Here is a 22684-nt window from a genome sequence, read left to right as displayed (position 1 = left end):
CCGCTGTGAGCAGCAGTTCGATTTCAGACTTCGGACAGAACACGTGGCTGGTCGAGGAAATGTACCAGCAATACAAAGAAGACCCGAACTCGGTCGACCCGAGTTGGCACGAACTACTGAAGAACTACGAACCCGGCGACAACGGTGGCTCCGCCCCGGCCGCCGCTCCGCCCTCGAATTCCGCAAAGCCCACTGCCGCAAAGACTTCGGCCACCACAGCGGCCACCTCGTCCTCCTCCTCGACCACGAGTGCGTCGACCAACGGGTCGTCACGCAACACCTCCGCGCCGGCCACCGAGACCACGCCGCGCAAGCAGGTCACCCTGGATCAGACCCCGGCGCGCACGGCACCGCGCAAACCCACCCCCGCCAAGGAGTCGACCGCCACGAAGGCGGCGTCGGGGCACAGCGTCGCCAGCCGTGACGGGTCGGCCCGCTCGCAGCCCAAGCCCGAGGCGGGCAAGGCCGCCGCGCCCGAGGCCCAGAAGTCCGGGTCCGCGAAGTCGGACGCACAGAAGTCCGAGAGCGCCGACGGCAACAAGGTCCTGCGCGGTCCCGCCGCGGCCATCGCGAAGAACATGGCGCTGTCGTTGGAGATCCCGACGGCCACCAGCGTCCGTGCGGTGCCCGCCAAGGCGATGATCGACAACCGGATCGTCGTCAACAATCACCTAGCGCGCACCCGAGGCGGCAAGATCAGCTTCACCCACATCCTGGGTTACGCGATCGTGCAGGCCATCAAGGCGTTCCCGAACATGAACCGGCACTTCGCCGAGATCGACGGCAAGCCGAACGTCGTCACACCCGCGCACACCAACCTCGGCCTGGCCATCGACCTGGTCGGCAAGGATGGCAACCGCACCTTGGTCGTCGCCGCGATCAAGGAATGCGAGACGATGGGCTTCGCCGAGTTCTACACGGCGTACCAGGACATCGTCCGTCGCGCGCGCGACGGCAAGCTCGGCGCGGCCGACTTCTCCGGTGTGACCATCTCGCTCACCAACCCGGGCACCATCGGCACCGTGCACTCGGTGCCGCGCCTGATGAAGGGCCAGGGCGCCATCATCGGCGCCGGCGCGATGGAGTACCCGGCGGAGTTCCAGGGCGCGAGCGACGAGCAGATCGCCGAACTCGGCGTCGGCAAGCTCATGACGCTGACGTCGACCTACGATCACCGGATCATCCAGGGCGCGGAGTCGGGCGATTTCCTCCGCACGATCCACGAGCTGCTGATCGACGACGCCTTCTACGACGAGATCTTCACCGCGTTCCACGTCCCCTACGAGCCGATCCGCTGGCGTCGCGACCTGCCCGCCGGCCTCGTCGACAAGAGCACCCGCGTCCTCGAGCTGATCGCGGCCTACCGCAGCCGCGGCCACCTGATGGCCGACATCGATCCCCTCATGATGGACAGCGATGCGCGCAGCAGCCATCCGGATCTGGACATCCAGAACTACGGGCTGACGCTGTGGGATCTCGACCGCAGCTTCAAGGTCGGCGGGTTCCACGGCCAGGAGAAGATGAAGCTGCGGGACGTGCTGTCGATCCTGCGCGACGCGTACTGCCGGCACGTCGGTGTCGAGTACACCCACATCCTCGAGCCCGAGCAGCAGAAGTGGCTGCAGGAGCGCGTCGAGATCAAGCACGTCAAGCCGCCGGTCGGTGAGCAGAAGTACATCCTGAGCAAGCTCAACGCCGCCGAGGCCTTCGAGACGTTCCTGCAGACCAAGTACGTCGGGCAGAAGCGCTTCTCGCTCGAGGGCGCCGAGTCGGTCATCCCGATGATGGACGCGGTCATCGACCAGAGCGCCGAGCACAGCCTCTCCGAGGTGGTCATCGGCATGCCGCACCGCGGCCGTCTGAACGTGCTCGCCAACATCGTCGGCAAGCCGTACTCGAAGATCTTCACCGAGTTCGAGGGCAACCTGAACCCGTCGCAGGCGCACGGATCGGGCGACGTGAAGTACCACCTCGGCGCCGAGGGCAAGTACTACCAGATGTTCGGCGACAACGAGATCAACGTGTCGCTGACCGCCAACCCCAGCCACCTCGAGGCAGTCGACCCGGTGCTGGAGGGTCTGGTCCGCGCCAAGCAGGACCTCATGGACGAGGACGATCGCTTCCCGATCCTCCCGCTCATGCTGCACGGCGACGCGGCGTTCGCCGGTCAGGGTGTGGTCGCCGAGACGCTCAACATGGCGATGCTGCCCGGTTACCGCACCGGCGGCACCGTGCACATCGTGGTGAACAACCAGGTCGGCTTCACCACCGCACCGGAACACTCGCGCTCGACCGAGTACTGCACCGACGTGGCGAAGATGATCGGCGCACCGATCTTCCACGTCAACAGCGACGACCCCGAGGCCTGCGTCTGGGCCGCGAAGCTCGCCGTCGACTACCGCCAGGCGTTCCACAAGGACGTCGTCATCGACCTCGTGTGCTTCCGCCGTCGCGGACACAACGAGGGCGATGACCCGTCGATGACGCAGCCGGCGATGTACGAGGTGATCGACACCAAGCGCGGCGTTCGCAAGAGCTACACCGAAGCCCTCATCGGCCGCGGTGACATCTCGACCAAGGAGGCCGAGGACGCTCTGCGCGACTACCAGGGACAGCTCGAGCGCGTCTTCAACGAGGTCAAGGAACTCGAGAAGTTCAGTGTCGAGCCGTCGCCCTCGGTCGAGGCCGACCAGACGCTGCCGACGAAGCTGGTGACCGCGGTCGACAGCAAGACGCTCGAGCTCATCGGCGACGCGTTCGTCAACGTGCCCGACGGTTTCACCCCGCACCCGCGTGTGAAGCCGGTCCTGGAGCGTCGCGCCGAGGCCGCCCGCAAGGGCAACATCGACTGGGCGTTCGCCGAACTGCTGGCGTTCGGGTCGCTGGTCATGGAGGGGCGCACCGTGCGTTTGTCCGGCCAGGATTCGCGCCGTGGCACCTTCACCCAGCGCCACTCGGTGCTCATCGACCGCAGCACCGGCTCGGAGTACACCCCCCTCAACCACCTGCAGCCCGCAGACGAGGAGAGCAACGGCGGCCGGTTCATGGTCTTCGACTCCCCGCTCTCGGAGTTCGCGGTCGTCGGCTTCGAGTACGGCTACTCCGTCGGCAACCCGGACGCCCTCGTGGTCTGGGAAGCGCAGTTCGGTGACTTCGTCAACGGCGCGCAGTCGATCATCGACGAGTTCATCTCCTCGGGCGAAGCCAAGTGGGGCCAGCTCTCCGACGTCGTGCTGCTGTTGCCGCACGGCCACGAGGGACAGGGACCCGACCACACCTCGGGCCGCATCGAGCGGTTCCTGCAGTTGTGCGCCGAGGGTTCGATGACGGTGGCGCTACCGTCGACGCCGGCGAGCTACTTCCACCTGCTGCGCCGCCACGTGCTCGACGGCATCAGCCGTCCGCTCATCGTCTTCACCCCGAAGTCGATGCTGCGCAACAAGGCCGCGGTGAGCCCGGTCGAGGACTTCACCGAGGACAAGTTCCGTTCGGTGATCGACGACCCGCACTTCCTCAAGGACGGCGCGGACCGCAGCAAGGTGAAGCGCGTCCTGTTGGTGAGCGGCAAGCTCTACTACGAACTCGCCGCGCGACGCGACAAGGAGAGGCGCGACGACATCGCGGTCGTGCGCATCGAGCAGCTCTACCCGGTGCCGCACCGCCGCCTGCGCAAGACGCTCGAGCAGTACGGCAACGCGAGTGAGTTCCGGTGGGTCCAGGAAGAGCCCGCGAATCAGGGTCCGTGGCCGTTCCTCGGCCTCTGGCTGCCCGAGGTGCTGCCGGATGTGCTCGGCGGACTGCGCCGGGTCTCGCGCCGCGCGATGTCCGCGCCGTCGTCGGGATCGAGTAAGGTCCACGCGGTGGAGCAGCAGGAGATCCTCGACGAGGCCTTCGGCGAGTAACCTGCCAGACGACGACTGCGGCCACCGACCCGAGAGGGTCGGTGGCCGCAGTCGTCTGAGCGGTCGTGGGTGCCGGTTCTAGGTCAGCCGGGCTTCGCAGATGTCGGCGGCCGCCGCGACGGCCTTGTCGGCGGGCGTCATCCGGCGGGCGAGAGCAGCAGCGGCCGAACGGGTTCCGTCGTCGAACAGGACCGCGAGACCCGCGCGCGCGTCGTCGTCGGTGAAACTCGACAGCCGGACGGCCGCCCCGACGCCCAGGGCACGGACCCGTTCACCCCAGAACGGCTGATCGGCGGTGACCGCGCAAACCAGGGTGGGGAGGCCGGCCCGCAGACTCGCCGCGGTGGTGCCGGCGCCGCCGTGATGGACTGCGGCCGCGCATCGCGGCAGGACCGACGCGTGGTCGACACCCGCGACGTAGAACACGTCCGGGTCGTCGGGATCGACTCCGGTCGGATCTCCCATGGCGATGAGGCAGCGCACCCCCTGGGCACGGGCGGCTGTCCGCCAGCGGGCGATCAGAGCCTCCGGGTCGAGGATCGGCATGCTGCCGAACGTCACGAACAGCGGAGCTTCGCCGGCGGCCAGCCATCGGCCGAGATCGGTTGCCCCGGCGTCGATCTCGGAGATACCCGCCCGGCTTCCCGCGGGCAGGTCGAAGAATCCGACGACGGGTTTGCGATCGTCCCACTCCGCGGCGAGGCCCGGAACCATCTCCGCATCGTAGGCCTGGATCTGGGGGATCCCGGAGGCGTTCAGCCGCACCGGCAGCGGTCGCCGAGCCCGGTCGAGCCCGAGCCGGCGCCGGAACCGATTCTCGTTCCATCCGGTCGCGGCCCAGGTCAACCGGTCGGCGAGGCGCCAGGAGCGCCGCTTCCACTCCGGCGACCAGCTGTCGGTGAGTCCCGGTACGGCGCCGAGGAGTCCGTTCTCCGACATCGGGCCGTATCTCAGCACGGTCAGCGGGATGCCCAGATGTTCGGCGACCGCCAGCCCGCGGTCCTGGCACAGCGGCGCGACGACGAGGAGGTCGGTGTCGCGCAGCGGCGCCGTACCCGCGATGAAGAGTCGCTCGAGGGCGGCGTCCAGGGCGTCGAATCCGCCGCGGACCGTCCGCAGCGCAAACGCCATCCGCGCCAATGGGTTACGACTGTTGCGCGCTGACCGCGCGTCCTCCGACGACCACGCGGTGCCGGAGTCGAGGCCGATCTCGTGGACGTCCCGCACGCCCGTTGCCCGCGCGAGACCGGCCAGGTTCGGTGGGACGAGGGCGCTCACGCGGTGGCCGCGCACCTGGAGTTCGAGGGCGAGGCAGATACCGGGCTGGATGTCGCCCCGGCTGCCGTACAGAACGATCGCGATGTGTGCCGGCGTCACCAGAATCGATGTCCGATCCGCCAGGCGGTCAACTCGTCGGCGATCAGTGTGCGCAGCCGGACGGGATCGCCGAAATCGTCGGGGTCGATGCCGAAGAACGTGAGCGTGACGGTGTCGCCGTAGGTGACCGCCCAGGCGGCGACCGCCGGGCCGCGTTCGCGCCGCTCCTGGGCGGGCATCCCCTGCATCACCGCGCGGATGGCGAACCGGGAAGCCGTGTGACCGCCGATCCGCATCGCCGAGTCGGGCGTGGCCCCGAGATTCGACACGGTGGTGTCGGGTCCGGGGATTCCGCGCATCAACCGACCGATGAGTCGTCTCGGCAGGATGCGCACGATCGGCTGCAGGTTGTCGGCGGCCTGATCGGCCCCGGACTCGGCGTAGTCGACGAAGGCCCGTTTGCTCGATGACCGGATGGCGGTGAGGTCGGTGTCCGGTTCGACGGGGTCGGCAAGGCGGATCCACACCCCGCCCGACGCATTGGCGCGGTTGTCGTCGTCGCCGTCCCGCTTGCTGACCGCGATGCACACCTTCATCGGACCGTCGAGCGGGCGACCCGAACGGTGCACGATACCGGCGAGCAAGGCGGTGAACAGGGAGTTGCCGGTACCGCCGTGCTCGGTGGCGCGCGCGGCCCATTCGGTTGCCGAGACGTCGACCGTCGCCAGCGTCGTGTCCGGCTCGGGCGCGGACCGTGGTCTCGCCGGACGCGTGGTACGCGACGATCCCGGCGCGGATCGGGTGTCGGCGGACCCGGTGTCGGTGCCTCGCGCCGCCCGGGCCTCGCGGATCAGGATTCGCGCTGATCGGGCGGCTGCGCGCACCGACTCGGCGGCGTCGGCGGCGTCGGCGCGGACCGCCTCCCAAGAGTGTCCGCTGACGGGAGCGGGCAGACCGGCGGTGCGGCCCGCCGCGGCGTCGGCCACCAGCCGGTAGAGGCCGTGACCGTCGGTGATCATGTGGGAGGCGAGCAGGGACACCGCGCGCCCGCCGCCGCGGATCCGGGCCGAGTCGAGCTGCCAACCGGTTCCCCGCACGGGATCGAGACGGCTCGCGCGGAGGACGGCGTCGGCCCACTCCCCGACGGCGTCGGCCTCGACGACCGCCACCGGCCCGGGTCGGACCGGCATCGTCGATCGCACCCAGCGGTGCCGGGCGAACGGGACCCGACGGCGCGACACCGCACGATGCAGCGGCCCGGCCGCGAGTCCGGCGCACAACGACTCGATCGCCGCGTCCCCCGGGTCGTCGTCGAAGACCCAGGTGATCTGGATGGGCGCACCCATCCCGAACAGTTCCGCGACGAGCAGGTACGACTCGTCGGGGCCGGTCACGCGGAGTACCTCGGCGGGACGGGTGTCGGTTGCCGTTGCCGTCACGTGTGCTCCTCAGCTTCACGAGGTGTCATGATCACCAGATCTCATGGGGCAGACCCCAGGCCGTCAGTTCCCGGTCGAGCAGGTCCGCGACCACGGCATCGGAGGGAAAACTCGTCTCGTCGCAACCGAGCACGGTGAAGGTCACCTGATCACGGGTGCGGACCAGCCACGACTGGACGCCGTCACCGAAGCGCTGGCCGACCGAGGCGTCGACGCCCTGAGCCATGCCGCGGAATGCGACCTTGCGCGCCGACCGCCCGCCGAGCACCGTCGCCTCCGGGGGGATGTCGCCGAGGTTGGAGATCACCGCGTCGGGAATCCCGTTGCCCGCGCTGACCAGCTTCACGATGACCGCGGGCGGCAGGAACCAGGCCAACGGCCGCAGGTGGATGTGCGGTGCCCGGCGGCCCTCCGACAGTCGGACGAAAGCCGCCTTGCACGTCGCCCGGATCCCGCCGAGATCGCCACCGGCGACCGGCTCGTCGGTGAGGTACACCGACACACCGGCGATCGGGTTGGACCGGGTGTCCGCCTCGCTCTCACGACGGTCGACCGGCACCCCGACCTTGATCGGATTCGGCAGCGGCGCATGGCCACTGGAGCGCAGCAAGCCGCTGACCACCGCGATGAACAGCGTGTTCGCGGTGCCGTCGTGCTCGGCGGCGACCCGGTCGAAGTCCGTCGCGGGGACCGTCGCGGTCGCCCAGGTGAAGTCGGCGGCCGGCGACCGTTCGGCTATCGGCGCGCGGACCGGACGCGGGTCGGGTTCGGGGCCACCGGCCTTGCGCTGCTCGAGTGCCGCCCGCACGAGCCCGGCGAGGACCGCGCCGGCCTGCGACCCGGCGTCGGCGAGGTCGCCGATCCGCTGCCGCCGCCACGAGACCGGCGGACGCGTCGTCGCCGCAAGATCGGCCCCGGACGCCCGGTCCGCGTCGCGAGCCAGTGGCACCTCCGACGCCGAGGCGGCCTCGGCGGCCGCCGCGAGCATGCCGCGACCGTCGGTGACGACGTGCAGGGCACAGAGGGACACCACCGTTCCACCCGACGCGGTGGGCGCCGACCGCAGGCGCCAGCACCGCCCGCCCTCGGCGTCGAGGGGAACCGAGGACATCTCGGCGGTCGCCCAGTCGTCGATCTTCGCCTCCGGCACCGGTCGGCTGTCGGCGGCCAGCCCGGGTGCGTCGGGCGCGGCAATCCACCGCGGGCGGGCTCCGACGACATCCGGTACGACGAGCATGCGGTTGAGGCGCCCTCGCGCGAACGCGGCGTTCATCGCGGTCAGCGTCTCGATCGAGACCTCCTCGTCGAACACCCACACGAGCTGGAGCACCACCGACCAGCCGAGTGCCGGCGTGACGAACCAGAACGGGGCGTCCTCGGAGGTCAGGCGCTCGCCTCGGATCGCCGCCCGCTCGTCGCGGAGCCGGGCTGCGAGGCCACGCAGACCCGGTGCCCGCCCGGCGTCGGGTTGTTCGGCCATGGGCGACTTCGTCGTCGTCATACGTCCACCTTCGTTGCGCTGTGACTGTGTGGTCCCTGTGGGAGCCGTGGCCCCGTGCTCGAGCTTGTCACCGAACGCTCGATCTCGCGCACGGCGTCCCCGAGCGCCACATCCTCGGCCACCAGGGCGTCGCGGAGCCGTCCGGACCGCTCGGCGGCTGCGGGATCGAGCATCGACGCGACGGCGTCGGTCAACCGGTCCACGTCCAGGTCCCGTCCCGCGCGGGCCATCGGCATCGCCACGCCGACCCCCAGGCGTTCGAGTTCGGCGCCCCAGAACGGCTGATCCGCGCCGTACCAGCAGACGACCGACGGCCGGCCCGCGCGCAGAACGGCCGCCGTGGTTCCGGCGCCGCCGTGGTGGACCACCACCGCGCATCGGCCGAAGACCGTGCGGTGATCGACCTGGGACTCGATCCGCACCGCCTCGGATGCGATCTCGGCCCGGACCTCGGCGTCCAGTTCGGTCCAGCCGGCGCACACCAGGACTCGTCGACCGAGCCGCCGACCGAGTTCGGTGACGACGCGTAAGGTGGCCGCCTCTCCCCGCAGCGGCATGCTCCCGAATCCGACATAGATCGGGGCGTCCCCGGCGTCGAGCCAGGACGTGAGCGCGTCGGACCCGGCGACGGGCTGGTCTGCCGGCGATCCGAGGAAACCGACCGTCGGACGACGACGAACCGCGGAGTCGGCGGTCCATCTGCGTTCGTGCTCTACGCCGAACATCGGGTCGTAGGCCTGCAATTCGAGGCCGGGCGCTGCCCGCAGTCGGGCGGCGTAGGAAGCCGACGACCCGGGCGACCCGAGGTGCATGCGCAGCCGGCGCTCACGCCGTCGGGTGAGGACGGCGAACGCGGCGTCGTAGGCGGCCCATTGCGTCCGGACGGCACGCGGTCCGCCCGGGAGGTGACCGGGCACCGGTGCGACCCGACTGTTACGCCGCACCGGCGCGTGATGAAGGGAGATCAGGGGGACGCCGGCGGACTCGGCGAAGGCGAGAGCGGGCTGTTCGGTGATCAATCCCGTGACGATGACATCGGCAGCGTCGACGACCTCGGCCATGTCGGAGACGAGCTGGTCCCACCCGGCGTTCCGGAGCGACAGCAGCACGCGCAGCCGTCGCAGCGGATGACGGCCGGCCTGCTTCCGGGCTCGCGCCACCGACTCGAGGTGGGCCCGGGTGTCCACGCCGAGACGCACGACCTCGAGCCCGGTGATGCCGTCTGCCCAATCCAGAGCCGGCCCGATCATGTTGGGCGGCACCCCGAGACGGACGTCGTGTCCGCGCCGCGCGAGCGCGCAGGCCAGCACCGTCGCCGGTTGGACGTCCCCGCGGGTTCCGTTGATCACGAACGAGATCCTCATGCCGACCGCCCGGTGATCCCGGCCCCCGGCCGGGTGGTGATCCCGGTCTCCGGCCGCGCGCCGCGGTGGCCGACCGTGTTTAGAATCGGTCCCGATCCGCCACCGCCGGGCACGGGTCGCCCATCCGACCGCACCCAGACGTGAGGGGTTCGACGTTGAGGTTCGTGATCGCAGTCAACGGCAGTCGCGGCGATGCCCAGCCGGCCGTCGCCCTGGCCGCCGAGCTCGTGGGCCGGGGCCATACGGCGACTCTCGCGCTGCCACCCGACCTGGTCGACTTCGGCAGCGGCGCAGGGGTTCCCACCGAGTCGTACGGGTCGAGCACCCGTGCCCTGCTCGACTCGGAGATGGTCCGGGAGGACATGCGGTCGAAGAACCCCCGGACCCGGTTGCGTGCGGTGTCGGCGATGTCGGTGCGGGACGGCCGGGCGATGCAGCAGCGGTTGCTCGAACTCGCCGACGGCGCGGATGCGATCATCGCGAGCAGCGCCGGTCAGGAACGCGCCCACAATGTCTCGGCGGTCCTCGGCATCCCCCACATCCCGTTGCACTACTGCCCCATCCGGCGCAACAGCTCGGTGTCGTTGCTCGCGCACCTGGGCATCGACGCCCCGGCGATCGTCAACGACCTGAGCTGGCGCGTCGCCGAACGCGCCCTGTGGCTCGCCACCCGCTCGGCGGAGACCACGCTGCGGGCCGATCTCGGACTGTCGCCGCTGAACCACCCGTATTCCGAACTCATCGGCCGTACCGGCGTTCCCGAGATCCAGGCCTACGATCCGGCTCTCTTCGACGGACTCGCGACCCAGTGGGGCCGGCGCCGGCCGCTGGTCGGGTTCTTCACCCTTGCGGCCGCGCAACGCGCCGGGGTGGGCGACGCCGGACTCGACGGGGCCTCGGGAGCGGGGACGCTGGCCGACTGGCTCGACGCCGGCGACGCCCCGGTGTACGTCGGCTTCGGCAGCATGCTGCCCGCCGACCCCGACGGTCTGGCCGATGCATTCCGGACCGCAGCGCGGCGACTCGGGATCCGCCTGCTGGTGTCGGGCGGCTGGAGCGGTTTCATGTCGACCGAATCCGGCTCTGCCACATCCGAATCCGAAGCATCGGGACTCACGGATGCGATCCGCGTCGTCGGACACGTCGATCACGACACCGTGCTGCCGCGGTGTCGGGCCGCGGTCCACCACGGCGGCGCGGGTTCGGTGGCCGCCGGGTTGCGTGCCGGCCTGCCGACGCTGATCACGTGGGTCGGCGCCGATCAGCCGATCTGGGGCCGGGCGGTGAGCAAGGCCGCTGTCGGGGCCACGCTGCCGATGGCGCGGGTGACAGCGGAGTCGCTGATCGGCGCCCTCGACACGATCCTGGACACCGAGGTCCGGGGACGGTCCGCCGAGCTCCGCAGTCGGCTCATCGCCCCCGACGAGGCCGTACACGCGGCGGCCGACATCGTCGAGGACACGATGCTTGTCACGACGGTGCGCGGCGCCGGCTGATCCCGGAACGCCGACCGACCGCCCGACCCTATGGGAGGACTCGATCGGAACCACCGCCCCGCAACAGGTTTCGCGGGTCGACACGCCCGGTCCGGGAGTCGTAGGACCGCAACACGACGAGTCGTAGCGCATGCGCGACCGTGATTGCGGGCACGTACACCGCCGCCGAACCCGCTGCCAACCCGAAGCGACGGTGCAGCAGGAACGTGCGCGGCAGGAAACTCATGTAGCGGACGAACGGCACCATGCCGGTCTCCATCCGGCGCGGTGACACCCCGACGGTCAGCGAGCGGAGAAACGCGTTCCGACCCCCGGCGTCACCGACACACAGTCCCATGTCGACGTCTTCGAAGATGTTGCGGCGCATGCTGACACGGTCCCGGATCCGCACCCAGGTCGCACGGCGCAGCACCATGTTCGAGCCGTACAGGACAGGCACCTCGGACACGGACTGCTCGCCCCGCAACCTGTTCAGCGGGTGCAGCCGGGTCTTCCACCGGTCCAACCTGCCGGCGAGCGGCACGTCGTAGGCCTCCCCTCGCCCGCACAGGGCCGCCCAGTCACCGCGGACATCCGCGGTGAAGAACTCCACGATCGTCCGCGCCCAGTCCGGCGGCACCCGGGTGTCGGCGTCGATGCGGGCGATGAGATCACCGGTCGCGGCGTCGAGTCCGGTGTTGCGCGCGTAGACCAACCCCTGTCGTACTTCGTCGATCACCCGGACACGGGGATCAGCCGAACACCAGGCATCGATCACCGCCCGGCCGCCGTCGGTCGAGTTGTTGTCCACCACCACGATCTCGGTGATCTGGTCGAACTGTGCGGCCAGGCGGGTCAGGCAGTCGCCGATCGTGTCCTCCTCGTCGAAGACCGGGACGACCACCGAGAAGGTGAGCGGCGTGCCCATGATGGCTACTCCTTGCGCTGATCGGTTCGGTGCGGACACTCAGGTCCGCCGCATGTAGGTCCGCAGGGTCACCGGCACCACGACGGCGAGGACCGCCGCCGCGCCCACGAGCGTGTAGGCGATGTCGGTTCCCACGTCCTCGCCCGCGGCCAGTCCGCGCGCCGCCGTGACGAGATGGGAGACCGGATTCGCCGACGCACAGGCCTGCATCCACCCGGGCATGGTGTCGATCGGGACGAGGGCGTTCGACACGAAGGTGATCGGCATCAGCACGAGCATCGAGACGCCCTGGACGGTCGACGCCTTGTCGAGCAGGACGCCGAGCAGCGCGAAGATCCAGCTCAGCGAGAATGCCACCACCACGATCAGGACGCAGGCGACCGCGACCCCCACGGGGCTCGCCGGCCGGTACCCCATGATCACCCCGACGCAGACCGTGATGGCCGAGGCCACCACATACCGCAACGTGTTGGCCACCAGTGCGCCGGCCAGCGGCGCGATGCGCGCGATCGGCAGCGACTTGAACCGGTCGAACACCCCGCGATCGAGGTCCTCGCGCAGCTGGACGCCGGTGACCACCGACGCCGCGACACACACCTGGACCAGTACGCCGGGAATGAGCAGCGGCAGGTAGCCCACCACGTTCCCGGCGATCGCGCCGCCGAAGATCGAGGAGAACATGACTGTGAACACGATGGGAAGCACGATGACGTCGAACAGCTGCTGCGGGTTGTGTTTGATCTTCAGCAGGCCACGATGGGTCATGGTGAGTGACTGCATCACCGCGGCGGTCGGCCGAACCCGGTCGTGGGATTCGGCCGGGGCGTCGCCGGCGGCGAGTGCGCTCGGCTGCAGGGAACCGGTGGTCATGCGCGGGCTCCCGCCGAATCCGCCTGTGCCGCCATCGGTGCCGATCGCGTGGGGTCGCCCCCGTCGGTCAGCGCGAAGAACACCTCGTCGAGGGTCGGGCGCACGACGTTGACCGAGGTCAGCCCGAGCCCGCGCGCGCGGAGCGCACCGAGGATGTCGGCGAGGGGGTCGATGTCGGACATGGGCAGTACGAGGATGCCCTCGCCGCGCGCGATCGTTGCCTCGCCGTTCGCGGTGAACGGCGCGCACACCTCTGCCGCGGCGATCAGATCGTCCGCATCGGCCAATTCGAGTTTCACACTCATGTCGCCGACTCCGGCTTTCAATTCGTCGGCGGTCCCGTCGGCGACCACTCGGCCGCGATCCATGACCGCGATGTGATCGGCGAGTTCATCGGCCTCGTCGAGATATTGGGTGGTCAGCAGCACGGTCGAACCGCGCGCCACCATCTCACGAACCGTCTGCCACATCTGCGCCCGCGTCCGTGGGTCGAGTCCGGTGGTCGGCTCGTCGAGGAACAGCAGGCGAGGCCGGGTGATCAGCGAAGCCGCGAGATCGAGGCGCCGGCGCATCCCGCCGGAGAAGTGCCCCACCCGGCGGGTGGCGACCGCCCCCAGCCCGAATTCCTCGAGCAGTTCGTCGGCACGGACCCGGGCGCGGCGGCGCGACGACCCGATCAGACGACCGAAGATCATCAGGTTCTCACGGGCGGTGAGATCCTCGTCGACCGAGGCATATTGCCCCGTGACCCCGATGAGCGATCGAACCGCCGTCGCCTCCGCGACGACGTCGTGCCCGAAGATCCGGGCGTCCCCGGCATCCGGGCGCAGCAAGGTCGCGAGCATGCGCACGGTGGTGGTCTTGCCCGCACCGTTGGTTCCGAGCAGGGCGAACACCCCGCCCGCGGGTACGTGGAGGTCGACGGCGTCGACCGCACGCGTCCCGCCGTACTGCTTGGTCAGACCGTGGGCCTCGATGGCCGGGACGGTCGTGGACATGGCACCCCCGATGCGTGTGGTCGACTTCGAACGGGCCCACTCCCGGCGCCCTGCTCGGCCCCACGGTAGGTGAGCTCCCCGGGTGCCGCAACGTGACCTGTCCCGGCATACCGTGCTGCCCGGCAATGCATTTCGGCACAACCCGGCCTGACCGCGCATTCCCTCCGATGCCACCCCTGTGCGGCAACCGCTCGTCATCAGTTCTTTACATGAACGCAACGAAACACCCTTGACCGCAAGGCCGAACACCCAATTCAGATTAAAAACCTCTGTCTCGCAGCGCGATTCCGACACCGGCGGTGCGTCCGTGCACACCTGGACACCGTCCCCGTGATGAAGCTCACGGACTCCTGCCGCTGCACATGTCCGATGTGACCGCTTAGGCTCGGTTCAGACACAGGCGGCCGTGATGCGGTCCGTTCGACCGGAGAGACCTCCGAGACGTCGTCGGACAAGGTCGTGCGCGTGCATCGGGGTACGGGCGATTCCTGTTGTCTCAGATCAGAACTCATGGGCCGGGGGGCCATGCCGGCGAAGGCATGGCATGGCGTCGCGGCCCGAGAACGGATGACCGACGCATGGACGACCGCGAATGAAGTTCACCGAACTGTCCGACTATCCCGTCCCGCCCGGGACGGTGACGATCTGGACACCGACCACACGCGCGGATTCCGCGGGCTGGCACACCGATCCGCGACCGTTCACCTACGACCAGTCCGCCTCGATACGACGGTCGACCGCCTGCGACTCCGACGAGACCTCCTGGCTCGGGGCGATTTTCGAGATCGACGACGATCTCGACGACGAGCACTTCGATGCGTGCCTGCGCGGGTGGATCACCCGGCACGAAGCCCTCCGCTCGACCTCGGACCCGACGGCCGACGACCCGCACCACGGCCGGCGTACCTACCGCGGAGCGCACCTCGGCGTCGACGCCGAGGCCGTCGGCGGATTCGACTCGGGGGACGACGTCCGCGAGCTGCTCACCGCGGTCTTCGACACCAGGCTCGCGCCGACGCGGTGGCCGCACTGCATCGTGGCCACGATCGAGTCCGAGCGCGGCTTCACCGTCGCCTTCGCCGCCGACCACGTGGTGATGGATGCGTACTCGATCCTGTTGAGCATGAGCGAGATCCGCCGGCTCTACCTCTCCCCACGGCGCGGCTCGTCCACCGAGATGGCGGAGGTCGGCAGCCACCTCGACTTCAGCGTCCACGATCGGGCGGTGGGACTCGGACTCACCGTCGATCACCCCGTCGTCGCACGATGGCGCACCTTCCTGGACAGCTCCGCCGAGACCCCGGGCTTCGACCTCCCGCTGGTCCGTCCGCACCTGCAGACCCGGGACCGTGCGCGCACCCCGCGCCAGCGCGGCATCTCCGAGTATGTCGCCACCGACAACCAGGCGACCTTCATGACCTCGGCGGCGCGTGCGCGCGGACACGGTACCCAGACCGCGGTGTTCGCCGCCCTCGCGGTCACCCTCCGCGCACTCACCGGCCGGGCCACGCTGCGGCTCACGATGCCGATGCACACCCGATCCGAGGCACGGTATGCCGGGTCGGTCGGCTGGTATGTCGGTCTGGCGCCGCTCGAGGTCGACCTCACCGCCGCCCACACGTTCGACGACGCGCTCGACGCGACCGCGGCCGCCATCGACGCCGTGCGCCATCTGCCGTCCTTCCCCTATCAGCGCATCGTCGAACTGCTCGGTAGCGGCGGCGAACCCGAGTTCGTGGTGTCGTATCTCGACATCCGCCACGTCCCCGGGGCGGCCGAATGGGAGGCGGCCCGCGCGCAGATCCTGCGGGGCGGCTCACGGTCGGACCGCGAGGTCTACCTCTGGATCGCGCGTGTACCCGGCGGGATCACCCTGTCCGCCCGACATCCCGGCCATGACCCCGCCGACGCGAGCATCCGCGACCTCCTCACGACCTACGCGACAGTGCTGCGAGCACTCGCCACCACCGGCACCGGACTGCCCCTGTCCTCCTACACCCACGCGAACTTCGCCGGCGCCACCGCGATCGACGGCGCCCGCCCCGCATGACCGACGAGAGGACCCGATGAGAATCACGGCCATGGGCAACTGGCGCCCACAACCGGGGACCGCCGTGCGATTCGATCCGACCGAGGCGTGCCGCGAGGCCGCGGCGGCCACACCCGTCCACACCGCACCGGTGACCTTCCTGGCCCAGAACCACGTCCGCGGTGCTGCGGTGGCCCGGGCCGCGGGCCGTACCCATCGCGGATACCTGGGATCGGGCACGGAGATCGACGGCGACCTCGACACCGTGGCACTCGGGACCGCCCTGACGCTCTTCGTCCGGCGACACGAGGTGCTGCGCACCTGGTTCGAATGCCGCGACGGAGAGGTCACCGCCCATGTCGTCGACCCGTCCGACATCGAGTTCGAGGCACACGTCGACCGCGAACTGGCGAGCACCGAGGACATCCACCCCTATCTCGTCGACCGATTCGACCGCGAGACCCCGAGCGACTCCTTCCCCGGCTTCGCCTTCGGGGCCATCCGCCGCCCGGGCGGCTTCGCCATCTTCCTGGCGTGCGATCACGCGCTCTCCGACGGCGCCTCACAGGCCCTCGCCCTCGACGAGATCGCGCAGATCTACGCCGAACTGATCCGGCCGAACGGGCACGGCCACCCCGAGCCGGACCCCGCGACGCCGGCCGCCGGGAGTTACTTCGCCTATGCGGCCGCGGAAGCCGAGGTGACTGCCGTGCACCTGGCCGGGTCGCCCCAGACCAGGGAATGGCAGGACATCTTCCGACGCCACGACCTGCAGATGCCGCGCTTCCCACTGGACCTCGGCTTGAGTCCGGGAGAGACAGCGCAGGTGGCCGGGGTCGAGGTCTCACTGCTCGATCGCGCCGGCATCGTCGCCTTCGACGCCGCCTGCCGGGCGGCGGGGGGTCGGTTCGTCGACGGCATCTACGCCGCCATCGCCGTCGCCGACCGCGAACTGGCCGGCGCGGACGACTACTACGGCATGACGGTGTTCAACACGCGTGCCGCGCTCGACGGGTACGCGACGTCGCAGGGATGGTTCTGCAACTTCGCCCCGGTCGAGTTCTCCCTCGCCGGCGCGTCGACGTTCTCCGAACTCATCCCGGCGGCCCATGCGGCCCGTCGCCGCGCTCGTGACCTGGCCGGCGTCCCGGTCGCCGCCGCACTGGCCGCCATCGCCGCCGCCGGGGCCACCCCGGACGCGATCATCACCGCACCGAACCTGTTGTCGTACATCGACTTCCGCTGGTTCCCCGGCACCTCGCGCGAGGCCTTCCGGCGCGGTGCGCTGTTCACCGGGGAGGGGCGCACGGCCAATGCGTCGGCGTGGATCAATCGCGATCACGACGAGCTCTACCTGGGTAGCCAGATCCCGGGCACGCCCTTCGCCGAGTCGGTGGCCCGGCCCTACTACGAGCGGCTACGCGACATCATGACCGACATCGCCGCGACCGGCGATCGGCGAATCCAGGCACCGGCGGCCGGTTCCGGGCGAGCTGCCCCGGCCACCGACACGGCGCTACGCAGAGGAGCGTGAGTGGGCGTGCACGTCACCACCATCGATCGCTACTGCCCACCCGCCGGCGAGCTGCTGACCTGGACCGTGGACGTCTCGGCCGCCCGGCCCGAGATGTCCGACGTACCACCGTCGTTCAACCAGACCGTGCACCTGGCCACGGCCGGTGACTCGAGTACGTGGCTGGCCGCCGCGTTCACCGTCCGCGGGCGCGTGGACCGTGCGGCGCTCGGGTCCGCCTACCGGGCGCTCATCGCCCGGCACGGCACCCTGCGGTCGTCGTTCTCGGCGGGGCCCGCGGGAATCCGGCGACACGCATACGATCCGGACGACCTGGTCCTGCACCTCGGCAGCGTGGTCGACACGACCGCCGACACCGTCCTACGCGACCGGCTTCGCGACACCCTCGATCACGCGTGTCACCCCTTCGGTTACCCCGCGTTCCTGTTCGCGGCAATCGACCGCGACGACGCGTCGACGATCATCTGCGGATTCGACCACTCCCATGTGGATGCCTACTCGATCTCCATCGTCATCGACGACCTGCACCGGTTGTACGACGGATACCGTTGGCACGGCCAGCTTTTCGATCCCACCGCCCTCGCGATGAGCGGGAGTTTCGTCGACTTCTGCGCCGCGGAGTCACAAGCGCCCCCGGTCGCACTGTCCGACCCGCGGATGCGCCGATGGCTCCGGTTCTTCGACGACCGGGACGGCACACTGCCCACCTTCCCGCTGGATCTCGGGGTCGAACCCGGCGCCACCGCGCCACAGGCCACCGAAGTGCGCGCACTCCTCGGCCGGCGGGAGACGGAGCAGTTCGCCGAGTTGTGCCGGCGCAGCGGCGCGAGCGTGTTCGGCGGGACGCTGGCCGCGATGGCCGACGCCGTGCGCCGCTGCGGCGGCGGACCCGAACTGCCACTTCTGTTCCCGATGCACACGCGACGGGAAGAGAGGTGGCGCAACGCAGTCGGATGGTTCACCACCAATGCCCCGCTGCGGGTCGTGGGCACCGGCGATCTGCTGGAGACGATCCGGCGTACCGGGCCCGAACTCCGCCGCGCGGTCACGCTCGGCGAGGTTCCCGTCCCACAGGTGATCGAGGCGATGGGCGGACTCCGTCGCACCCGTTCGGACATCTTCATGGTGTCCTATGTCGACTACCGGCTGCTCCCCGGCGCCGACCGGCACCGGACCATCGACGCCCACCACATCTCGAACGCGACCACCGCCGACGACGCGCAGTTCTGGATCTCGCGCACCGACGACGGACTCGCGCTGCGCGCCCGGCACCCCGACACGCTGACCGCGCATCGCACCATCCGCCGGTTCACCGACGAGCTGATCCGCACCCTGCGGGCGGGCGTCGAACTGGCGGCGGCCGGCGACACCGACATCGAGGAGCTGGACGGAGGCGCGGACACCGCGCACGTGGTCGGTCTCTGACCACCAGGTTTGAGAGGTCGCGAGGGGGATACTCCCCAGTCGTCCCCTGCCGTGGTGAAGAACCCGCCGCGACGATCCAGGTCTCTTCCGGAGGTCGGCTCTCATGACATCTGCGAACGCGCGAACCGCCCGGTCACCCATCCAGATCGCGGCACTGGCGGTCGGTGCGGTGTTCCTACTCGTCGGCATCCTGGGTTTCATCCCGGGCATCACCACCGGCTACGACACCCTCACCTTCGCCGGCCATCATTCCGAGGCCGCCCTCCTGGGGATCTTCCAGGTGTCGGTTCTGCACAACATCGTCCACCTGCTCTTCGGCGTGGCGGGCATCCTGATGGCGCGGACGGCGTCCTCGTCGTTCCTCTACCTCGTGGCCGGCGGCGCGGTGTACCTGGTGCTCTGGGTGTACGGACTCCTGATCGACCACCACAGCGCCGCCAACTTCGTCCCGGTGAACACCGCCGACAACTGGCTGCACTTCGTACTCGGCGTCGGGATGGTCGGTCTCGGCCTGCTCCTGCGCGGTCGTTCGGTCCCAACCGGCACCCGCCGCACGGGACCGGTCGGCGGTCAGCGGTTCTGAACCCGGTCGCCGGCCTCTACTGGATCGTCGCCGCCGCGAGGGCGGGAAGCGCGGCGGTGATCAGGGCGAGCAGTTCGTCCCGGGTGAGCGCTTCGGCGTCGACCGGCTCGGCGGTGAGCCAGCGGATCGTCGTCTCCTCGACGAACGCGATCCAGCCGTGCACGCTCATCACGACGACCGGGGTCACCTCGACCCCGAACACGGGTGCGTGGTCGAGCACGCGGGCGACCATCACCTCCCGGGTGCGGTCGAAGACCTCGCGCATCGCGGCGTCCGAACTCGAGGCCCCGCGGATCAGCGCGGTGTAGGCGGTGCGGTTCTCGCTCACGTAGTCGACGAACGCGGCCATCGATGCCGAGAGGATGGCGATCGGGTCGCCGAGGGACTCGTCCGGCTCGGTGCGGGCGAGCATCCGGTCGGCCTGGGCCTGTGCGATCGCGACGTGGAACTCCTGCTTCGACGCGAAGTAGTGGAACAGCAGGGCGCGCGACACCCCGGCGGCATCGGCGATCGCGTCGATCGTGATCTCCTCCAACGGCCGGTCCCTGACCATCGCGAGCCCGTAGTCGATGAGCTGGTCACGACGTGCCTCGGGACTCATGCGCGTGCGCTTGTGCGGCGCGCGCCGGTGGTCACCTCCGTCGTCGCCGGTCGTCTCGCCGCTGATTGTCTTGCCGTTGATCACCGACACCGCGCACATCCTCGTCTACTGGCCACGCGGCCAGCCTACCCTCTATTGAGGGTTGTTCAATAGCTATTGACACGTGTTCAGTACCACCTTATGGTGACACCATGACAACGAACGATGTAGAGATCGCCATCATCGGTGCCGGCTTCTCGGGTCTGGGCGCCGCGGTCCGTCTCAAGCAGAACGGTTTCGACGACTTCGTCCTCCTCGATCGCGGCAGCGACTTCGGCGGGACCTGGCGCGACAACACCTACCCGGGCGCGGCCTGCGACGTCCCCTCGCAGCTCTACTCCTTCTCGTTCGCGAAGAACCCCACCTGGTCGCGGTCCTACTCTCACCAGCCCGAGATCCACGACTACATCAACGGGGTCGCCGACCGGTTCGGAATCGGCGCGAAGGCGCGCTTCGGCACCGAGGTGACGCGGACCGCATGGAACGAGGACGCGGGCCGTTGGATCATCGACACCCTGCAGGACGGCAAGACCGATCAAGTGCGGGCACGAGTCCTGGTCGGCGGTGTCGGCCCGCTCTGCGAGCCCAACCTCCCCGACATCGAGGGCATCGAGTCCTTCGAGGGCAAGATCGTGCACTCCGCGCGCTGGGACAACGACCACGACTTCGGCGGGCAGCGCGTCGCGGTGATCGGGACCGGCGCGTCGGCGATCCAGCTCGTTCCCGAGGTCGCGAAGGTCGCCGGGCGCCTCGACGTGTACCAGCGGACCGCCCCGTGGATCGTCCCCCGCACCGAGCGCGCCTACAGCTCCGTCGAGCACTGGGCCTACAAGAACATCCCCGGGTACCAATCCGCGGTCCGCGGTGGCATCTACGCCGCCAACGAGGTCGTCGCGTTCGGTCTGACCTACTCCCCCAAGGCCCTCAAGCCGGTCGAGTTGCTCTGCCGCGCCAACATCCTGCGCGGCATCGGCCGCGACGCCGAGCTCCGGCGCAAGGCCACCCCGACCTTCCAGGTGGGCTGCAAGCGCATCCTGCGGTCCAACGACTGGTACCCGGCCCTCGCCCGCCCGAACGTCGATCTCGTGACCGACGGCATCGACCGCATCACCCCGACCGGGATCGTGTCGAAGGACGGCACCGTCCGCGAGGTGGACGTGATCGTCGTCGCCACCGGATTCCACGTCACCGACTCCCCCGTGTTCGAGAAGATCATCGGCAAGGACGGCCGCAGCCTCGCGCAGGTGTGGAACGAGATCGGTATGCAGGGCTACAAGGGCTCGTTCGTCCACGGCTTCCCGAACATGATGCTGATGGTGGGCCCGTCGACCGGGCTGGGCCACACCTCGATGGTGTACATGATCGAGTCGCAGCTGAACTACCTCGTCGATTACCTGAAAACCTCTCGCGCGCTGGGGATCACCCGGACCGAGGTGAAGCTGTCCGCCCAGCAGGAGTTCAACGCCGGAATCCAGCACAAGCTGCGCAACAGCGTGTGGGTGAACGGCGGGTGTGCCTCCTGGTACAAGGACGCCAACGGCAACATCACCACGCTGTGGCCGGGCTTCACCTTCGCGTTCCGGCAGACGACCCGTTCCTTCGACGTCGCCGCCTACGATGTGACCCGCGGTGCCCGGCGATCCGCCGCACCCGCGGTGCCGGCCGCTTCCGCCACCGGCGACGACATCGCGTCGCCCGCCACCGCCAACGCCTGACCGAACCCACCCACAGGAGACAAGACATGAAGGACTTTCGCGGCAAGGTCGTCGTGATCACCGGCGCCGGTTCGGGAATGGGCCGTGACATCGCCGTCAAGCTCGCGCGCCGCGGTGCGCGGCTGGCCATCTCCGACGTCACCCCCGACGGCCTGGCCGTCACCGAGAAGCTGGTGACAGAGGCCGGCGCCGAGGTGCATTCGCAGCTGCTGAACGTCGCCGAGCGCGAAGCGGTACTCACCTACGCCGACACCGTCGCCGAGCACTTCGGCGTGGTCAATGTCGTGTTCAACAACGCCGGCATCGCCCACCACGGTGAGATCGAGCGCACCGAGTTCAAGGACATCGAACGGGTGATGGACGTCGACTACTGGGGAGTCGTCAACGCCACCAAGGCGTTTCTGCCGCACGTGATCGCGTCCGGGGACGGGCACATCGTGAACACCTCGTCGTTGTTCGGCTTGCTGGCCGAACCGGGCCAGGCCGCCTACAACTCCGCCAAGTTCGCGGTGCGCGGATTCACCGAGGCGCTGCGGCAGGAGATGATCATCGCCAAGCACCCGGTGGAGGTGTCGTGTGTGCATCCCGGCGGGATCAAGACCGCGATCGCCCGCAACGCCACCGTGTCCGGGGACCATGACCAGAAGGCCACGGCCGCGTTCTTCGACCGCTACCTCGCCCGGATGACGAGTGAGGATGCGGCCGAGGTGATCATCGAGGGCGTCCGGAAGAACAAGGCACGCATCCTGGTCGGCACCGACGCCAAGATCCTCGACCTCGCAGTGCGTCTCGTCGCCTCGAAGTACCAGTGGGTGTCGGCGAAGCTCACCGGCTGGGCGCTGTCGAAGGCGTAATAGGTCCGTGTTCGCGCACGGGTCGTGGGGGGGGCCCCCCGGCGGGGGGGGGGGGGGGCGCGAGGCAGGGTCGGCCGCAGGCCGACACAGCGGTGGTTCCGGCCCGTTGC

16 protein-coding genes are annotated in these 22684 nt (G+C 69.6%); 8 read left to right on the top strand and 8 right to left on the bottom strand.

The window, feature by feature from the left end:
- Positions 1-59 precede the first annotated feature (59 nt).
- A complete protein-coding gene (locus M4D77_RS12565; protein WP_396266580.1) occupies positions 60-3902 on the top strand; it encodes a multifunctional oxoglutarate decarboxylase/oxoglutarate dehydrogenase thiamine pyrophosphate-binding subunit/dihydrolipoyllysine-residue succinyltransferase subunit in 3843 nt (1280 codons plus the stop codon).
- 78 nt (positions 3903-3980) lie between these two features.
- On the opposite strand, the gene M4D77_RS12560 is transcribed toward M4D77_RS12565, so the two are convergent.
- Genes M4D77_RS12560 through M4D77_RS12545 form a run of 4 tightly spaced genes read right to left on the bottom strand, consistent with a single transcriptional unit; the run spans position 3981 to position 9508 of the window.
- On the bottom strand, positions 3981-5279 hold the full coding sequence (locus M4D77_RS12560; RefSeq protein ID WP_259936350.1) for a glycosyltransferase: 1299 nt from the start codon (positions 5277-5279) through the stop codon (positions 3981-3983).
- Entirely contained in the window at positions 5276-6658 is a 1383-nt protein-coding gene (locus M4D77_RS12555; RefSeq protein WP_068969921.1) for a hypothetical protein, read from the bottom strand. Before M4D77_RS12555 ends, M4D77_RS12560 begins: the two co-directional genes overlap by 4 nt.
- 31 nt (positions 6659-6689) lie before the next feature.
- On the bottom strand, positions 6690-8159 hold the full coding sequence (locus M4D77_RS12550; RefSeq protein ID WP_137810065.1) for a hypothetical protein: 1470 nt from the start codon (positions 8157-8159) through the stop codon (positions 6690-6692).
- Positions 8156-9508, bottom strand: a complete 1353-nt coding sequence (locus tag M4D77_RS12545; protein WP_254661331.1) for a glycosyltransferase — start codon at positions 9506-9508, stop codon at positions 8156-8158. The genes M4D77_RS12550 and M4D77_RS12545 overlap by 4 nt, the downstream gene beginning before the upstream one ends.
- Positions 9509-9687: 179 nt before the next feature.
- Here M4D77_RS12545 and M4D77_RS12540 point away from each other — a divergent pair, with 179 nt between their 5' ends.
- On the top strand, positions 9688-11019 hold the full coding sequence (locus M4D77_RS12540) for a glycosyltransferase (RefSeq protein WP_223258810.1): 1332 nt from the start codon (positions 9688-9690) through the stop codon (positions 11017-11019).
- A 28-nt stretch (positions 11020-11047) separates the two neighbouring features.
- On the opposite strand, the gene M4D77_RS12535 is transcribed toward M4D77_RS12540, so the two are convergent.
- From M4D77_RS12535 to M4D77_RS12525, 3 genes are read right to left on the bottom strand one after another with little or no spacing between them, the layout of a single operon-like run.
- Positions 11048-11926 carry a glycosyltransferase family 2 protein gene (locus M4D77_RS12535; RefSeq protein ID WP_065632821.1) on the bottom strand — a complete coding sequence of 293 codons (879 nt, stop codon included), beginning with the start codon at positions 11924-11926 and terminating at the stop codon, positions 11048-11050.
- Positions 11927-11965: 39 nt separating this feature from the next.
- On the bottom strand, positions 11966-12796 hold the full coding sequence (locus tag M4D77_RS12530; protein ID WP_065632820.1) for an ABC transporter permease: 831 nt from the start codon (positions 12794-12796) through the stop codon (positions 11966-11968).
- Positions 12793-13794: an ATP-binding cassette domain-containing protein gene (locus M4D77_RS12525; protein ID WP_259936349.1), complete on the bottom strand. Its 1002-nt coding sequence runs from the start codon at positions 13792-13794 to the stop codon at positions 12793-12795. Before M4D77_RS12525 ends, M4D77_RS12530 begins: the two co-directional genes overlap by 4 nt.
- Positions 13795-14386: 592 nt before the next feature.
- Between M4D77_RS12525 and M4D77_RS12520 the strand changes: the two genes are divergently transcribed.
- The 4 genes from M4D77_RS12520 (at position 14387) to M4D77_RS12505 (ending at position 19365) form a co-directional block, all read left to right on the top strand.
- Positions 14387-15844 carry a condensation domain-containing protein gene (locus tag M4D77_RS12520; protein WP_259936348.1) on the top strand — a complete coding sequence of 486 codons (1458 nt, stop codon included), beginning with the start codon at positions 14387-14389 and terminating at the stop codon, positions 15842-15844.
- Positions 15845-15860: 16 nt separating this feature from the next.
- On the top strand, positions 15861-17357 hold the full coding sequence (locus M4D77_RS12515; protein ID WP_259936347.1) for a condensation domain-containing protein: 1497 nt from the start codon (positions 15861-15863) through the stop codon (positions 17355-17357).
- A complete protein-coding gene (locus M4D77_RS12510) occupies positions 17358-18782 on the top strand; it encodes a condensation domain-containing protein (protein ID WP_259936346.1) in 1425 nt (474 codons plus the stop codon).
- 103 nt (positions 18783-18885) lie between these two features.
- On the top strand, positions 18886-19365 hold the full coding sequence (locus tag M4D77_RS12505; RefSeq protein ID WP_259936345.1) for a DUF4383 domain-containing protein: 480 nt from the start codon (positions 18886-18888) through the stop codon (positions 19363-19365).
- 16 nt (positions 19366-19381) lie between these two features.
- Here M4D77_RS12505 and M4D77_RS12500 read toward each other — a convergent pair whose 3' ends face one another.
- A complete protein-coding gene (locus tag M4D77_RS12500; protein ID WP_240198985.1) occupies positions 19382-19966 on the bottom strand; it encodes a TetR/AcrR family transcriptional regulator in 585 nt (194 codons plus the stop codon).
- 191 nt (positions 19967-20157) lie between these two features.
- Between M4D77_RS12500 and M4D77_RS12495 the strand changes: the two genes are divergently transcribed.
- Both M4D77_RS12495 and M4D77_RS12490 read left to right on the top strand, forming a co-directional pair.
- Entirely contained in the window at positions 20158-21720 is a 1563-nt protein-coding gene (locus M4D77_RS12495; RefSeq protein WP_259936344.1) for an NAD(P)/FAD-dependent oxidoreductase, read from the top strand.
- Positions 21721-21746: 26 nt separating this feature from the next.
- Positions 21747-22574, top strand: coding sequence for an SDR family oxidoreductase (locus M4D77_RS12490; RefSeq protein WP_259936343.1), 828 nt, complete (start codon positions 21747-21749; stop codon positions 22572-22574).
- Positions 22575-22684 lie beyond the last annotated feature (110 nt).

The organism is Gordonia sp. p3-SID1431 (assembly GCF_025143765.1).
GTDB classification, from domain to species: Bacteria; Actinomycetota; Actinomycetes; order Mycobacteriales; family Mycobacteriaceae; genus Gordonia; species Gordonia hongkongensis.
The sequence above is the reverse complement of the archived record's forward strand: the minus strand, read 5'-3'. Positions and strand labels throughout refer to the sequence as shown.

Coding starts and splice junctions, on each gene's coding strand:
- M4D77_RS12565 (WP_396266580.1), top strand. CDS start 60: ATGTACCAGCAATACAAAGAAGACCCGAACTCGGTCGACCCGAGTTGG.
- M4D77_RS12550 (WP_137810065.1), bottom strand. CDS start 8,159: ATGACGACGACGAAGTCGCCCATGGCCGAACAACCCGACGCCGGGCGG.
- M4D77_RS12535 (WP_065632821.1), bottom strand. CDS start 11,926: ATGGGCACGCCGCTCACCTTCTCGGTGGTCGTCCCGGTCTTCGACGAG.
- M4D77_RS12530 (WP_065632820.1), bottom strand. CDS start 12,796: ATGACCACCGGTTCCCTGCAGCCGAGCGCACTCGCCGCCGGCGACGCC.
- M4D77_RS12525 (WP_259936349.1), bottom strand. CDS start 13,794: ATGTCCACGACCGTCCCGGCCATCGAGGCCCACGGTCTGACCAAGCAG.
- M4D77_RS12520 (WP_259936348.1), top strand. CDS start 14,387: ATGAAGTTCACCGAACTGTCCGACTATCCCGTCCCGCCCGGGACGGTG.
- M4D77_RS12515 (WP_259936347.1), top strand. CDS start 15,861: ATGAGAATCACGGCCATGGGCAACTGGCGCCCACAACCGGGGACCGCC.
- M4D77_RS12505 (WP_259936345.1), top strand. CDS start 18,886: ATGACATCTGCGAACGCGCGAACCGCCCGGTCACCCATCCAGATCGCG.
- M4D77_RS12500 (WP_240198985.1), bottom strand. CDS start 19,966: ATGAGTCCCGAGGCACGTCGTGACCAGCTCATCGACTACGGGCTCGCG.
- M4D77_RS12495 (WP_259936344.1), top strand. CDS start 20,158: ATGACAACGAACGATGTAGAGATCGCCATCATCGGTGCCGGCTTCTCG.
- M4D77_RS12490 (WP_259936343.1), top strand. CDS start 21,747: ATGAAGGACTTTCGCGGCAAGGTCGTCGTGATCACCGGCGCCGGTTCG.